This is a genomic window from Actinoplanes lobatus (genome assembly GCF_014205215.1).
In the GTDB taxonomy this organism is placed as follows: Bacteria; Actinomycetota; Actinomycetes; order Mycobacteriales; family Micromonosporaceae; genus Actinoplanes; species Actinoplanes lobatus.
In genome coordinates this window covers 2335100-2350548 of record NZ_JACHNC010000001.1, presented here as the reverse complement: position 1 = coordinate 2350548, position 15449 = coordinate 2335100, and the positions used below count along the sequence as shown (strand labels likewise).

Sequence of the window (15449 nt, the reverse complement as noted above, 5' to 3'; positions counted from 1 at the left end):
GCTCGCGGCATGCCCGCACCCCGGACCGCGTACGACGCCGTGTTGCACGCGGCCCGCGATGTCACAAAACTGGGCTGCGCGCTCGATGCCGAGATGCTCGGCGCCGCGCTGCTCGGCAGTGTCTACGCGATGGCCGCGGAGGATCGCGCCGAGGCCGTGCGCGACTTCGTGGGCCGGTTCCTGACCGCCACGGTCCATTCCGGCACTCCCGCCGCGGTGACCATTCGCGACGTCTTCGCCACCCTCGTCCCCGAGGCCGACGGCGCCGGGCGGGTCGGCCACGACCGGCGATCACCGTCGTGGGCCGGCCAGCTCGGCCAGGTCCGGGCCACCGGCTGCTGGGCCTATGGCGACGTGTACGGGGACCAGACGTCCTACCTGGTCACCTTCGCGTACGAGGACGCCGTCGCCGGTGGGCCCGAGCACGCCGTGGTGGCCCTCGTCGACCACAACATCGGCATCACCAAGGACGTCTTCGTGGCCACCTCGGCGGAGACGCTGCTCGACCAGGTGCGGCAGATCTGCGCGGCCGACGAGCTGACCTGGTTCCGCAGCGAGGACCCGGGCCGGCTGCGCGACGAGGTGAGCCGGCACCTGGAGGTCACCGACGGCCTGGGCGAGCTGCCATCGGACGGGTCGCTCGCCACCGACCGCACGCTGGCCGGGGCCCGGCTCGCCCTGCTGCCGGCGGTGACCACGCCGCCGCTCAGTGAGCCGTCCGGGCCGGACGACACCGGCCTGATCCGGGACTTCCTGACCTCTCCGGAGGCGGTCCGGTTCGACCTGCCCACCGGGCCGGCCGCGACACCGGAGAGCGCGTCGCTGGAGTTCTGTCTCAGCCTCCTGCTGGACCACGGCGCCACCCTGCCCGGCGCCGACCCGCTGCGCTGGAGCCCGGCCGTGGCCGGGCTGTTCCTGCTCGACTGGGTGCACCGGCGGGCCGTGCTGGACCTGGACGACGCGGCCATGCTGCCCCGGGTGGTCCGGGCCTGGTCGGCGTTCTCGATGCGCCGCCGGGGGCTGCCGACGGCCGCCGCCGAGCAGGCGGAGGCGGCGCTGGAGGAGCTGATCCCGGAGTTCGCCCGCCTCTACACGACGGGCGAACGACGCAGCCCGGCCACGGCGGCGGTGGCCCAGCTCATCGCCGAGGGCGTGGACCCGAACGACACCGCCGCCATAGACGCCTGGCTGGAAGCCAACCGCGACGACTGACCCTGGAGTGCGGTCAGCGGCGGTTCTTGTAGTGGTCGGGGGCCCGCTCGGCGTGGTGGCGGCCGACGCGGGAGCTGCGGTCGCTCCGGCGCTCCTCCGGGTAATTGGTGTGCTCGGCCCGGTGCTGCCCCCGATAAGGACGGTTGGCGAGGCGGTTCTCCTCGGAGTTGGAGTCGTTGAGCCGGCGGCGGACCGCACTGGAGTTCCCGCCCGAGTAGCTCTGTTCGAGGATCCGGGACGAGCGGATGTTGTGGTTGTGATCGGTCATCGCTGACCTCCGACGGTGTCGGGGCCGGTCCGGCGACCGGCTGTCATGGACGGTGAAGGACCCGTGGTCGGGGCAGGGCGGTTCGTCGTGGTCCGAGGAACCCCGGTCGGGTTCGTCGGGCGCGGCGCGTGGGCTTGGTGTGGCCCGGCCGGGAACGAACGGGAAAAGGGACGGGCGGGACGACTTCGGGACTTCGTCCTCTGCTGGAACAGCCGGCAGTTCCGGAACGGTGGGGATACCGCCGGGCGCGGAACGGGCCATCCGCCGAGGTTGGACCCGCTTCGGCCGGGCCGGTCGGGCCGGGACCGCCACCCGCGACGGCACGGCACCGGCCCGGGGTGCGGACGGCGGGAACACCCGGGCCGCGTTCGGGGAGGCCGGCGACGAGGGCGAGGACGGGTGACGGGACGCGGCCGGGCGGGACGGTGTGCCGGATTTCCCGGGGCGGGTGCTCTGGCCGTACCCCTGATCGGTTTGGGGTTTGATCGGAGCCTCGACCGAGGGTGGCGGGAAGGGCCGCACCGGACCGCTCGCCGGAGGCGGCAGGAAGGGCACGTCCATCGCGCCGGGCCGATTCGTGCCGGTGATCTCGCTGCGGCCGGCCGTGAGGACGGCGAGGGTCGGCAGCGAGGCCAGCCCGACCAGGAGCGCGACCATCAGCAGGTAGCGCCGGGTCGGGCCGGAGAAGCCGAGATCTTCGCGGTACACCCCGTTGAGGCGCTTGCGCAGCACCTTGAGTGGCGGCTCGTAGCCGTCGTCATCGGGCAGGCGTGGCACGCGAGGATCCCCCCAGAAGAAAAGATCGACTCGGATCAGTTCCGGTCACTGGGGATGAACGACGGTCGGCGAATTCCGCTGCGGCGTAGTAGGGCCATTCGTACCAAAGTGAGGGTACAAAAGGTACTTAATATGGCAAATACTGTTGACGATTCGTCGACAGGATCTCTTTTCGTGATCTACGCAGCCTGTAATGCGGCTCACTCTCTCTGTCAGGATGGGGGCGACGGCATCGCCGCTGTCGCCTTCCGCCGACCAAGCGGGGTTACAGCGTGCCGTCCCGGCGACCTGCCGGAGATTGCCGCGCGCCAGCCCCACCCGGGCCAGGCGCGGCCCCCAGTGGTCAGCCGCGTGGCCGGGAGACACCCGCCGCGGGCTTAGTTGAGGAAACAGGAGACACGGATGGCGAAAGGCGAGAGCGTGGCCGGCAGCGACATTCCGGCCGGCGGCTTCGTCCAACTGCTGACCCCCGACGGGGAGCGCGTCGACACCGTCACCACGGCTGACGGCACGACGTACTCCGTCGACTTCACCGACGAGGAGTACCGCGGTCTCTACCGGGACCTGGTTACGGTCCGGCGTCTCGACAGCGAGGCGGTCGCCCTGCAGCGGCAGGGTGAGCTGGGCATCTGGGCCAGTCTGCTCGGGCAGGAGGCGGCACAGGTCGGCTCCGGGCGGGCGCTGCGCCCCCAGGACATGGCCTTCCCCACCTACCGCGAGCACGGTGTCCTCTACTGCCGCGGCATCGACCCGATCATGCCGTTCGGCCTGTTCCGGGGCGTGGACCAGGGCGGTTGGGATCCGAACGAGTTCAAGTTCAACACCTACACGATCGTGATCGGCTCGCAGACGCTGCACGCGACCGGCTACGCCATGGGCGTCACCATGGACGGCAAGACCGGTTCGGCCGACGGCGAAGCGGTGATCGCCTACTTCGGCGACGGCGCGACCAGCCAGGGCGAGGTCAACGAGTCGTTCGTGTGGTCCGGCGTCTTCAACGCGCCGATCGTCTTCTTCTGCCAGAACAACCAGTACGCGATCTCCGAGCCCCTGGAGCGCCAGACCCGGGTCCCGCTGTACCAGCGGGCCGGCGGCTACGGCTTCCCCGGCATCCGGGTGGACGGCAACGACGTGCTCGCCACCTACGCGGTGACCCGGGCCGCGCTGGACAACGCGCGCAACGGCCAGGGCCCGACGCTGATCGAGGCGTACACGTACCGGATGGGGGCGCACACCAGCTCCGACGACCCGACCCGCTACCGGAACGGCAGCGAGGTCGAGGCCTGGAAGGCGAAGGACCCGATCAGCCGGCTCAAGGCCTTCCTGTCGAAGCAGAAGATCGCCAAGAAGGACTTCTTCGCCGAGGTCGACGCAGAAGCCAACCGGCAGGCCCTCGATCTACGGGAACGGGTGCTGGAGATGCCTGATCCACAACCCGTGACCCTCTTCGACAACGTCTACCCGAACGGCTCGCCGGAGATCGACGCCCAACGAACCGCCTTCGCCGAGTACCAGGCCTCGTTCGAGGGGAGCGCGCACTGATGATCACCCTGGGTAAAGCGCTCAACCACGGACTCCGCCGCGCGCTCGAGGACGACCCCAAGGTCGTCATCATGGGCGAGGACGTCGGCAAGCTCGGCGGCGTCTTCCGGATCACCGACGCCCTCCAGAAGGACTTCGGCGAGGACCGGGTCATCGACACCCCGCTGGCCGAGGCCGGCATCATCGGGACCGCGGTCGGCCTGGCCATCCGCGGCTACCGGCCGGTCTGCGAGATCCAGTTCGACGGGTTCGTGTTCCCGGCGTACAACCAGATCGTCGCCCAGGTGGCGAAGATGCACTACCGCTCCAAGGGCAAGGTGCGGCTACCGCTCGTCATCCGGATCCCGTTCGGCGGTGGCATCGGCGCGGTCGAGCACCACTCCGAGTCGCCCGAGGCGTACTTCGCGCACACCCCCGGCCTCAAGGTGGTGACCTGCGCCAACCCGGCGGACGCGTACACGATGATCCAGCAGGCGATCGCCTCGGACGACCCGGTGATCTTCTTCGAGCCGAAGCGGCGGTACTGGGAGAAGGGTGAGGTCGACCTCGACGCGCCGCTGAGCGGGGCGTTCCCGCTGCACTCGGCGCGGGTGGCCCGGCCCGGTACGGACGCGACGGTGCTCGCGTACGGGCCGATGGTCCGGGTGGCGCTCGACGCCGCCACGGCCGCCGCCGAGGACGGACGGGAACTGGAGGTCATCGACCTGCGCTCGCTCTCCCCCATCGACTACCCGGTGATCTTCGAGTCGGTCCGGCGGACCGGCCGGGCGATCGTCGTCCACGAGGCGCCCGGCAACGCGGGTCTCGGCGCCGAGATCGCGGCCCGGATCACCGAGGAGTGCTTCTACTCACTGGAGGCACCGGTGCTGCGGGTGACCGGTTACGACATTCCGTACCCGGCGGCCCGCATCGAGGAGGAGTACCTCCCCGACCTGGACCGGGTGCTGGACGCCGTCGACCGTTCCTTCGGCTGGTGACGCCGATGTCGCGGATCAAGGAGTTCAACCTGCCCGACCTCGGTGAAGGACTGACCGAGGGCGAGATCCTGGCCTGGCTGGTCAAGGTCGGCGACGAGATCGAGCTGAACCAGCCGATCGTCGAGGTCGAGACCGCCAAGGCGGCCGTCGAGATCCCCGCCAAATGGGGCGGCGTGGTCACCCGGATCTTCCACGAGGCCGGGACGGTCGTGGAGGTCGGAAAGCCGATCATCGCCATCGACACGCAGCCCGGCTCGCCGCTTCCGTCTTCCCCGCCGCCGGCTCCGGCTTCCTCGCCGGCGCCGGCTTCCTCGCCCGCCGCCGACGAGGCCGAGGCCGGCCTCATCGGCGGACCGGCACCTGGCGGGCGCACGGCTGTGCTCGTCGGTTACGGCCCGCGGACCACCAGCGCCACAAGACGACCCCGCATCGGTACGCCCGTCGCGCCCACGACCGCGACCACGCCCACCCCGCCTCCGGCGGCTGCCGAGGTCCGTCCGGCCGAACCCGTAGGCCCGGCGGTCGTCCGCACCGGTCCCGTACTGGCCAAGCCCCCGGTGCGGAAGCTGGCCCGAGACCTCGGCGTCGACCTGACCACGGTCACCGGCACCGGGCCGCTGGGTTCGGTGACGCGGGACGACGTACATCTGGCGGTTTCCCAGCCGTCGATCCCGGCTCCCGTGGTCGTCGAGGGCTCCCGGGAGCAGCGCATCCCGATCAAGGGCGTGCGGAAGCTGACCGCGGAGAACATGGTCGCGTCCGCGTTCACCGCGCCGCACGTCACGGAGTTCCTGACCGTCGACGTGACCCGCTCGATGAAAGCGTTGGAGAAGCTGCGGAAGCGTCCCGAGTTCGAGGGCGCCCGGATCTCGCCGCTGCTGCTGGTGGCGAAGGCCGTGCTGCTCGCGGTCAAACGGCACCCGATGGTCAACTCGTCCTGGTCCGGGGCGACCGGCGAGATCGTGGTCAAGGACTACGTGAACCTCGGCATCGCCGCGGCGACCGAGCGCGGGCTGATCGTCCCGAACGTCAAGGACGCCGGCCGGCTCACCCTGCGCGAGCTCGCCGAAGCGCTGAACGAGCTGGTCCGGACCGCGAAGTCGGGGAAGACACCCCCGGCCGACATGTCCGGCGGCACCCTCTCGATCACCAACGTGGGGGTGTTCGGCATCGACACCGGGACGCCGATCCTGCCGCCCGGCGAGTCGGCGATCCTGGCGTTCGGCGCGATCCGGCCGACGCCGTGGGTGCACAAGGGCAAGATCCGGATCCGCGAGGTGACCACGCTGGGGCTCTCCTTCGACCACCGGATCATCGACGGCGAGCTGGGATCCCGGTTCCTGCGCGACATCGGCGCCTTCCTTGAGGACCCGGAGGCGACGCTGCTCAGTTGGACCTAGGGTCTTTCGGCCTGTTAGGCGCCGGACTTTCGATCCTTAGGCTCATGACCCGAATCACCCCCTGAATCGATGGCCACGTCCGCGGTGGAGACGCATAATTGAGTCAACACCGGGACGTGCGCCGGGGGGTCCGCCACAAGCGGACAGGCGGCGGCGTCAGACCGACAGCCGGCCACCGCCGGGGAAGTGAGCACCGCCATGGACAACATGATCGACCGTTTCCGCCAGCGCCGCAGGATCAGCCGCGAGAACCGCGCCATCGACCGCGCTCTCCAGTCGGCGCCCACGCAGGCGATGCGTGACGAGCTCGCGATCCTCGCCCAGCGCCGCCCCTACTGATCTCACCCATCAGGGCAGCTACCACGTCGAACGGCCCGTCCGGATCATCCGGGCGGGCCGTTTCGTGTCACATCCCACTTTCTGAAGATCGGGCACTCGTCACCTCCGGGCGTACACCGGGATTCCTCCCGCCGCGCACGCCCGGTACCGTGGGCACGGTCCCCAACCCGGCACGGCCGGTCGGTGCGGAGACCGGGGCCACCGGCGGTTAACCGTCCGCGACGGACCCAGCACGGCCAGGCCGGAAAGCTGGCACGGCCCTTTGGCGGAAGGTCGCCGGTGGGGCCGCGTCCGTGCAAAGCTGGCACGGCCGCATCGATGAGGAGGCGCGTATGACGTCCGAGGGGCAGAACGCCGGTCAGCCGGCCGAGGCCACGTCGGGCGGACCCACGTCGGGCGGGTTCCCGCACGATTCCGACGGTCAGCGGATCGCCGGCCGGGCCTCGGCGGCCCAGTCGCCCGCTGAGGGCTTCCCCAATTCCTACGGTCCGCCGCCGGTCAGCACCCCCGGTGGGGGCTCGCCGTTCGTCGTGCCGGCCGTGTCCACCTTCGGCGCCGGCGCCGGCCAGGGCGGCACCTCCTACGGTTCCGCCCGCGTGCCGCAGCCCGACGGTGACGAGCAGCCACAGCGTGGGAGCGCCTCGCCGTACGGGTCGGTGTCGCCCGAATCGCCGTACGGTCCCGCCTCCGGCACCTACGGGGCCCGGCCTGACGGTTCGCCCTGGGCGCCGTCCGGTGCCGAGCCCGCAGCGCCCGGCTCCGCGGCCTCCTTCGGTTCCGCGCCCGGCTCACCGGACTCGTTCGGTTCCGCGCCCGGCTCCGCGGCCTCCTTCGGTTCCGCGGCCGCGTTCCCGCCCGCCGGCCGGGCCGCGCAAGCCTCCGCGTCGGTGCCGCCGCCCGCCGCGCCCGCCGCCGACAATCCGGCCGGTGGCGCCCCGCTGAAGCTCAGCGCCAGCGGACTGCCCACCCGGACGCCCGGTGCGACCGCGCCCGAGGACGGTGGCCTCGGCCATACCCCGTTCTCCGCCTTCGGCGACCAGCCGATCCGCGTGCCCGGCGCCAGCCTCGGCGATCTTCCCGACGGTTCCAGGTCCGGCCAGGCGGGTTCCGTCGCCGGCCAGGCAGGCTCCGGCTCCGCGCTCGGGTCAGCGGGCTCCGCGCCCGGCTCGGCGAGCTCCGCGCCCGGTCCGGCGGGTTTCACAGCCGGACCCGCGCAGAACAGCTGGATGCAGAGCGCCCGGCCCGCAGAGACCTCGACCGATCCGGCCTCGGCCCGCCCGGCCTCCGACAGCTTCCCGTCCCGGCGTGGCAACAGCGGCGGCTTCCCGCTGCGTGCCCCGGCCGGTCCGCAGGTGGAGACCGACAACGGCTCCACGCCCGGCCTCGACCTGCCGATCCGCAGCCAGCAGCCGTTCGGCGGCGCCCAGTCCGAGGCGCCCGCCGGCGACCCGGCCGGCGGTTCCGGCTTCCCGCAGCGCATCCCCGGCGCGGGGCTCTCCTCCGGCGGCACCGTACCGGCGGCCGGCATGCACAGCGCCCCGTCCGCGACGGACCCGCTCAACTCGCTCGCCGGGCCGGACCAGCGTGGTTCGTTCCCAGGATCCGGTCCGGAGTTGCGTGCTCCGTTCCCGGAGCCCGAGGGACCCAACTCCCTTCCGCCCTTCCCCGGGCCCGGCCTTCACGGCTCGCAGGGCGCTGACCCGCGCGGTTCCTTCCCGGGGACCGAATCCCGTGCCGCGTTCCCCGGTGCCGACGCCTCCTTCCCGGCGGCTGACTCCCGTGCCGCATTACCCGGTGCCGACGCCCCCTTCCCGGGCGCCGACTCCCGCGTCGCGTTCCCTGGCGCCGACGCCTCCTTCCCCGCAGACGACCGGAACGGTTCTGTGGCGGGTGCCGACGCGGAGGCGAACGCCTCGCTGTCGCAGGGGGATTCGCAGAACGCCTCGTCCGCGGTGCCGCAGCCGCGCGACCCGGGTCTGAAGCCCGTGGTCGGGTCGGCCCGGCCGGTCACGGCCAGCGCTTCGGTGCCCGGTGTCCGGGTCACCCCGCCGGAGGCCGGCGAGCTTCCGCCGCCCAGCCCGGCCCCGCAGGCCCGGGTCTACGGTCGCCCGGCGCCGGTGGCCGAACCGGAAACCGGTTCGGACGAGGCGCAGTCCGGCGGTTACAGCGCGACTCCGTTCTCTCCGGCCGCGGCTTCGCCGTATGGCGGTGACGGCCCGGAAGGCTCCTTCGGCGGCTTCACTCCGGGCCAGCAGCCGGAGAGCCCGTTCGGCGTGGCCAACGACTTCGGTCTGCCCCAGCAGGACGAAAGCCCGTCCAGCGGGTTCCCTCTGACCCGGCCGCAGACCGAGAACGGCTACGGCCTGCCCACGCAGGACGAAAGCCCTTCGGGCGGTTACGGCCTGCCGCCACAGAGCGAAAGCGGTTACGGCCGGCCTCAGCCGGGCGACGGCCCCTCAGGCGGTTACGGCCTTGCCCAGCCGGGTGACGGCTCGTCTGGCGGTTACGGCCTTGCCCAGCCGGGTGACGGCTCGTCTGGCGGTTACGGCCTTGCCCAGCCCGGCGACGGCTCGTCCGACGGCTTTGGGCGACCCCAGCCGGGCGACGGTCCCTCGGGCGTCTATGGCCTGGCCCAGCAGGGCGAAAGCTCCTCTGACGGCTTCGGCCAGCCCCAGCCCAGCGACAGCATCTCGGGCGGTTACGCACCGCAGAACGACGGTGGCTTCGGGCTGCCGCAGCCGAGCGACGGTGCCTCGGGCGGTTACGCACCGCAGAACGACGGCGGCTTCGGACTGCCCCAGCGTGGCGCCGACGATCGTGGCCCGAGTGGGCGCGCTTCTATCCCGCCGCCGTCGCGGCCGGACGGCGAAGCCCCGTCGGACGGATTCCCCCCGAGCAGCCGGGACGGTATCGGCGGTCCGGCCGGTGACGGTTTCGGTGGCTTCCCGCCGGCGCCCGGTGACGGCCCCGGCGCTCCCGGTGTCGCTCCGCAGTCCCCGGCTCGGGCAACCGCCCGGGCAACGGCCAGCGCGCGGGTCTCGCCGCCGGAGGCTATGGGCAGCGCTTCGCCGTACTCGATGCCGGGCTCGCCACAGTTCCCCGGCCAGGGCGGTTCTGGGATGCCGGGCTCCCCGCAATTCCCCGGACCGGGCGGCCCCGCGATGCCCGGGTCGTCGCAGGGCCCTGGACAGAACGACTCGGCCATGCCGGGCTCCCCGTTCCCAGGAGCGGGCGATTCCACCATGCCGGGTTCCCCGTTCCCAGGAGCGGGCGACTCGACCATGCCCGGCTCCCCGTTCTCCGGAGCAGGCACGCCCGGAACGCCGCAGTTCCCGGGACAGGGCGGGTCCCCCTACCCGGGGGCAGGCGAGCCCACCATGCCGGGGTCCCCGCAGTTCCCGGGCGCGAACGGTCCCGGAATGCCCGGATCGTCGGCGTTCGGTGCGCCGTACAGCGACCTCACCACCGACATCGCCGGCCGGGGCAACGCTCCGAGCGGCCTGCCGGACCAGTACAACGAGCACACCACGGACGTGTCCGGCCGAGGTAACTCGCCGTACGTTCCGGCGCCCGCGCTGCCGCCACTCCCCGGTGAGCAGCCCGGCGGCGGGGCCTACCCGAACAGCCCGGCAGCCCGCGCCACGGTGACGCCGCCCGGCCCGGAGGACACCACCAGCTGGCCCGGACCCGCCGAAGAGCAGGGCCGATTCGACCAGTTCAAGGCCACCGAGGCCGCACCCCCGCCCGCCAAGCCGAACGTCAAGACCGTGCCGGTGGCCCTCGCCGTAGTACTCGGCGCCGCGATCCTGCTCGCGTCGGTGTTCGGCCTGGTCTACCTGATCTCGGGCATGGGCGACGAGGAGTTCAAGGTCGCCCAGGGCGAATGCGTCAAGCGCGAGGGCAGCAGCCCCGTGGTGGCCCCCTGCTCGGAGGCGGGCACGTTCGAGGTCGTCTCGATCGTCAACGCCAAGGGCCAGTGCGCCGACGCCACCCAGCCCTACATCGTCGTCCCCAAGGACAACGGCGACCAGGTCCTGTGCCTGAAAGCTAATTGATTCGGCTTCGCTTCGCTCCGTGGCGCCATCAGGCCCAGCGTTTTGCCGCGGAGCGAAGCGAAGCTATCAGGCACCGTGAGGCACCATGGGCGGATGGAATTTCGCGTGCGTGCGCCCGAACTCAAGGGTCGCGGTTGGCTCAACACCGGCGGAAAGGCCCTCACCCTGGCCGATTTGCGGGGAAAAATCCTGGTTCTGGATTTCTGGACGTTCTGTTGCATCAACTGCCTGCATGTCCTGGATGAGCTGCGGCCGCTTGAGGAAAAGTACGGCGACGCGCTCGTCGTGATCGGCGTGCACTCGCCGAAGTTCGAGCACGAGCGTGACCCGGTGGCGCTGGCCGCCGCCGTCGAGCGGTATGGCGTGCATCACCCGGTCGTCGACGACGGGGACATGCACATCTGGCAGCAGTACGCCGCGAAGGCCTGGCCGACGCTGTCCGTGGTCGATCCGGCCGGCTACCTGGTCGCCTCGATGGCCGGCGAGGGGCACGCCGAGGGCCTGTCCCGGCTGATCGACGAGCTGATCGTGAAGCACGAGGCGGACGGCACCCTGCACCGCGGTGACGGCCCGTACGTTCCTCCGCCCGCCCCGGAGAGCCTGCTCCGCTTCCCGGGTAAGGCGATCGAGCTGCCGAACGGGAATCTGCTGGTCTCCGACTCGGCCCGGCACTCGCTTGCCGAACTGTCCGCGGACGGTGAGACGCTGGTCCGCCGGTTCGGCAGTGAGGTCCGGGGTGAGCCGTTCAGCGAGCCGCAGGGTCTGGTTCTGCTGCCCGAGGCGGTGGCCGGAACCGCGGGTTACGACGTGGTGGTCGCCGACACGGTCAACCACCAGCTGCGCGGCCTGAACCTGGAGACCGGGGAGATCACGCTGGTGGCCGGTTCCGGTCGTCCGTGGCGGTCGGCGGTCGACGATCACGCCCACGACTCCCTCGCCGCCGATTTGTCGTCGCCGTGGGATCTGGCCTGGTACGACGACCGCGTGATCATCGCAATGGCCGGCATCCACCAGCTGTGGTGGTTCGATCCGATCAAGCGCACGGTCGGCGTCTACGCGGGCACCACGGTCGAGGCGCTGCGGGACGGCCCGTTGCCGGATGTGTGGATGGCCCAGCCGAGCGGTCTGTCGGTGAGCGCGGACGGGAAGCGGCTGTGGATCGCCGACAGTGAGACGTCGGCGCTGCGGTATGTCGAGGACGGCGTGATGCACACCGCGGTCGGCCAGGGCCTGTTCGATTTCGGTCACGTGGATGGCCCGGCGGGTGAGGCGCTGTTCCAGCACCCGCTCGGTGTGGCGGCGCTGGCCGACGGTTCGGTGCTGGTGGCGGACACCTACAACGGCGCGGTCCGCCGTTTCGACCCGGTGAAGGCCGAGGTGTCCACGGTGGATGCGAGTGTCGCCGAGCCCAGCGATGTCCTGGTGACCAGGGGCGGGCAGGTCATCGTGGTGGAGTCGGCCGCGCACCGGCTGATCCGCCTGGCCCCGGGTGTGGTGAAGACGGTCAGCGGGGAGCGGCACAGAACCGAGCGCCCGCCGTCGCACCTGGCCCCGGGCGAGGTCACCCTCGACGTGATCTTCACGCCCGCGCCGGGCCAGAAGCTGGACTTCCAGTTCGGGTCGCCGCTGCGGCTGGTGGTGTCGGCGTCCCCGGCCGAACTGCTGCTGGACGGCGAAGGCACCACCACCGACTTGTCGCGAAAAATCGTGCTCAACCCGGACGTGCCGAAGGGCGTGCTCCAGGTCGTCGCCCAGGCCGCGACGTGCGATGTGGATGCCGAGTTCGGCGCCTGCCACCTGACCCGTCAGGACTGGGGCGTGCCGATCGTGATCGACCCGAGCGGGCCCGACCGGCTGCCGCTGATCCTCCGCGGCATGGACGGGTAACCCCTAACGGTCACCGGTGAAGGGACGGACCTCCAGCCCCGCGGCACGGAGTCCGTCCCGTACGGCCCGGCCCAACTCGACCGCGCCCGGTGTGTCGCCGTGCAGGCAGATCGACCGGACCGGGCAGGGCACCGCGGAGCCGTCGACGGCCGTCACCGAACCGTCGGCGGCCATCCGCACCGCCCGCTGGACCACCTGACCGGGCTCGTGGACCAGCGCGTCCGGCCGGGAACGCGGCACGAGACGCCCGTCCGGCAGGTAGCCGCGATCCGCGAAGCCCTCACCGACGACGGTCAGGCCCCGGTTCAGGGCCTGACTGGCCAGCTCCGAGCCGGGCTGGCAGAGCACGGGAAGCGCCGGGTCATAGGCCAGCACGGCGTCCACCACGGCCGACGCCTGCTCGGGATCGACCGCCGCGGTGTTGTAGAGGGCGCCGTGCGGCTTCACATATCGCACCCGATCTCCCGCGACCCGGCAGAACGCCTCCAACGCCCCGATCTGGTACAGGATGTCGTCCCGCAGTTCGTCGTGGTCGTAGTCGATCCGCCGTCGCCCGAATCCGGCCAGGTCCCGGTAGCCGACCTGGGCGCCGATCACGACGCCCTTCGCGACGGCCGTCCGGCACACCCGGTGCATCGTGGACGGATCACCGGCGTGGAAGCCGCAGGCCACGTTCGCCGAGGTCACCACGTCCAGCAGGGCGTCGTCGTCACCCAGCCGCCAGGCGCCGAAGCCCTCGCCGAGGTCCGCGTTCAGGTCAATCCAGCTCACGGAACCTCACGGTAGTCCCCGGTTGCGCCTGGGCCAGCGGCGCGACGTCGTCGATCACCCCGATGACCGGATACCCGCCGGTGGTGGGATGGTCGGCCAGGAAGATGATCGGCTGCCCGTCCGCCGGGACCTGCACGGCGCCGAGCACCACGCCCTCGGAGGGCAATTCGCCGGCCCGGGTGCGGGTCAGGGCGGTGCCGGCCAGCCGGCTTCCGACCCGGTTGCTCAACGGGCTGATTCGGTACGGGGATCCGAACAGCCCTTTCGTGTCGAACCAGTCGTCGCGCGGCCCGAGGCGGATCCCGAGAACCAGTTCCCCGCCCGGCCGTGCCGGCTCCCCGACCAGCATGGGCGCCGCCGCGGGGACGCCGACCGGCAGTGTGTCCCCGTCCGCCAGGCGGGCCGGGCCCAGTCCGGAGAGCGTGTCCGTCGAGCGGCTGCCCAGCACCGGTTCGACCGTGATCCCGCCGGCCACCGCGAGGTAGGAGCGCACTCCCCGGGTGGCCCGCTTCACGTCGACCACCCCACCGGCCGGCACTTCGAAGAGCTGGCAGCCACGGAGCCGCTCGACCGGCCGGGAGTCGACGTCGATGTCGGCGACCGCACCGGTGACGGCGACCAGCGCGGGCCGCTCGAAACGCAGGGTGCAGCCGAGCATCGTGGTCTCCAGCCCGGCGGCGTCGTCGGGGTTGCCGACGAAACGGTTGGCGAGCCGCAGGGCGGGCGCGTCGAGGGCACCCGAGCGGGGTACGCCCAGATGCGCCCACCCCGGCCGGCCCAGGTCCTGCACCGTGGTGAGCGGGCCGGCCCGCAGCACGGTGATCACATCGCCACCAGTCGTACCCGGGTCCCGGGGGTAAGGAGAGCCGGGTGCTCACGTCGTACATCGAAGAGGTTTTGATCCGTCCGGCCGACCAGCCGCCACCCGCCCGGCGAGGCCGTGGGATAGATGCCCGCGTAGCCACCCGCGAGGGCGACCGATCCGGCCGGCACGCGAGGCCGCGGAGCGGCGAGCCGGGGGACCGCCCACTCGTCGGCGAGCCCGCGCAGATAGGCGAAACCGGGCGCGAAGCCGGAGAAGGCGACGCTCAGCGGCGTCTCGACCAGGCGGCGCACGGCCGTGTCCACGGTGACCCCCCACAGGTCGGCGACCGATTCCAGATCCTCGCCGTCGAAGACTGTGTGGATCTCCACGAGGGGCCCTTCGGCCTGAATTCTGCCGGGCGCCGGCTCCCATCCGGGCAGGGCCTCCGCGGTCCCGGGAGCCGCTCCGTCGAGCAGCACGGTACGGGCGCCGGGCACGATCTCCGCCACCCGCAGCTCACCGGTGGCACGACGTTTCCACAGCTCAGCCCGCCAATCCTCGACCCGTTGGGCGTCCGGGCACTCGATCAGCAAACCGGCGGTCCCCACCCGTCGTATCTTCATGGGGAAATCATCCGGCAGCGTCAACCGTATCCTGCGTCACTACCCGTTAGTAACCTACGGTGCCGTAACCTGGGTGACGTGACGACCTCAGCCCCGTTCCGGATGTCGCCGACCGACCTCGGCAAGCCGCGACTACGCGGCCGGTTACATCAGTACGCGTTCTTCGTCGCCGCGGTCTGCGGCATCGTGCTCAGCTCGATCGCGCTGAGCCGCCCCGGCATCGCCCCGTTCGTGAGCTGCCTGCTCTACAGCGTCACGGTGTGCGGGCTCTTCGGGACCAGCGCGCTCTACCACCGCCGGGTCTGGAGCGAGCGCGGCTACCAGATCATGCGGCGCGCCGACCATTCGATGATCTTCATCTTCATCGCCGGCAGCTACACGCCGTTCTGCGTCCTGCTCCTGGAGGGCACGCAGCAGGTCGTCCTGCTCAGCCTGGTCTGGGGCGGCGCCATCGGCGGCGTCGCGCTGAAGATGGTCTGGCCGCACCTGCCCCGATGGGCGGGAGCCCCGCTCTACGTGGCACTCGGCTGGGTGGCCGTCGCGATCATCCCGGAGGTGCTGCACGTCGGCGGGGTGACCTGCCTGGTCCTGCTCATCGTGGGCGGCGCGATCTACACGGTCGGCGCCGTCTTCTATGCGCTGCGCCGGCCCAACCCCTGGCCCACCGTCTTCGGGCACCACGAGTTCTTCCACGCGTGCACGCTGGTGGCCGCCATCTGCCACCACATCGCGGTCTACTTCGCCCTGTACGCGTGAGCGAAGGCCCAGGCATCAGCCTGGGCCTTCGCACATC

At 71.7% G+C, this 15449-nt stretch carries 12 protein-coding genes; 8 read left to right on the top strand and 4 right to left on the bottom strand.

The annotated features are described in order from the left end of the window. The first annotated feature begins 9 nt into the window (after window positions 1-9). The gene (locus BJ964_RS10785) at window positions 10-1212 is read left to right on the top strand and encodes a hypothetical protein (protein ID WP_188120550.1); all 1203 of its coding nucleotides are present in this window, start codon (window positions 10-12) and stop codon (window positions 1210-1212) included. 13 nt (window positions 1213-1225) lie between these two features. Here BJ964_RS10785 and BJ964_RS10780 read toward each other — a convergent pair whose 3' ends face one another. Continuing rightward, window positions 1226-2257 carry a hypothetical protein gene (locus BJ964_RS10780; protein WP_188120549.1) on the bottom strand — a complete coding sequence of 344 codons (1032 nt, stop codon included), beginning with the start codon at window positions 2255-2257 and terminating at the stop codon, window positions 1226-1228. 402 nt (window positions 2258-2659) lie between these two features. On the opposite strand from BJ964_RS10780, the gene pdhA reads away from it, so the two are divergent. The 6 genes from pdhA to BJ964_RS10750 all read left to right on the top strand — a co-directional run bounded on the left by pdhA (window position 2660) and on the right by BJ964_RS10750 (window position 12457). Further along, the gene (gene pdhA, locus BJ964_RS10775; RefSeq protein WP_188120548.1) at window positions 2660-3799 is read left to right on the top strand and encodes a pyruvate dehydrogenase (acetyl-transferring) E1 component subunit alpha; all 1140 of its coding nucleotides are present in this window, start codon (window positions 2660-2662) and stop codon (window positions 3797-3799) included. Further along, the gene (locus BJ964_RS10770) at window positions 3799-4776 is read left to right on the top strand and encodes an alpha-ketoacid dehydrogenase subunit beta (RefSeq protein WP_188120547.1); all 978 of its coding nucleotides are present in this window, start codon (window positions 3799-3801) and stop codon (window positions 4774-4776) included. Before pdhA ends, BJ964_RS10770 begins: the two co-directional genes overlap by 1 nt. Before the next feature lie 5 nt (window positions 4777-4781). Then, complete coding sequence (locus tag BJ964_RS10765; protein WP_188120546.1) at window positions 4782-6176, top strand: dihydrolipoamide acetyltransferase family protein; 1395 nt, start codon at window positions 4782-4784, stop codon at window positions 6174-6176. Between the two features lie 186 nt (window positions 6177-6362). Beyond that, entirely contained in the window at window positions 6363-6515 is a 153-nt protein-coding gene (locus BJ964_RS10760; protein ID WP_188127576.1) for a hypothetical protein, read from the top strand. Window positions 6516-6847: 332 nt separating this feature from the next. Further along, the gene (locus tag BJ964_RS10755; protein WP_188120545.1) at window positions 6848-10570 is read left to right on the top strand and encodes an LppU/SCO3897 family protein; all 3723 of its coding nucleotides are present in this window, start codon (window positions 6848-6850) and stop codon (window positions 10568-10570) included. Between the two features lie 93 nt (window positions 10571-10663). Beyond that, window positions 10664-12457, top strand: coding sequence for an NHL domain-containing thioredoxin family protein (locus BJ964_RS10750; protein ID WP_188120544.1), 1794 nt, complete (start codon window positions 10664-10666; stop codon window positions 12455-12457). 3 nt (window positions 12458-12460) lie between these two features. Here the strand turns inward: BJ964_RS10750 and BJ964_RS10745 are convergent, their stop codons facing one another. From BJ964_RS10745 to BJ964_RS10735, 3 genes are read right to left on the bottom strand one after another with little or no spacing between them, the layout of a single operon-like run. Continuing rightward, entirely contained in the window at window positions 12461-13219 is a 759-nt protein-coding gene (locus BJ964_RS10745; RefSeq protein WP_188126886.1) for a LamB/YcsF family protein, read from the bottom strand. Beyond that, window positions 13215-14054 (bottom strand): 5-oxoprolinase subunit C family protein, encoded by an 840-nt coding sequence (locus tag BJ964_RS10740; RefSeq protein WP_188120543.1) that lies wholly within the window; start codon window positions 14052-14054, stop codon window positions 13215-13217. The genes BJ964_RS10745 and BJ964_RS10740 overlap by 5 nt, the downstream gene beginning before the upstream one ends. Beyond that, entirely contained in the window at window positions 14051-14656 is a 606-nt protein-coding gene (locus tag BJ964_RS10735; protein WP_188120542.1) for a 5-oxoprolinase subunit B family protein, read from the bottom strand. Before BJ964_RS10735 ends, BJ964_RS10740 begins: the two co-directional genes overlap by 4 nt. Window positions 14657-14734: 78 nt before the next feature. Between BJ964_RS10735 and trhA the strand changes: the two genes are divergently transcribed. After that, on the top strand, window positions 14735-15412 hold the full coding sequence (trhA, locus tag BJ964_RS10730; RefSeq protein ID WP_188120541.1) for a PAQR family membrane homeostasis protein TrhA: 678 nt from the start codon (window positions 14735-14737) through the stop codon (window positions 15410-15412). The last annotated feature ends 37 nt before the right edge of the window (window positions 15413-15449 follow it).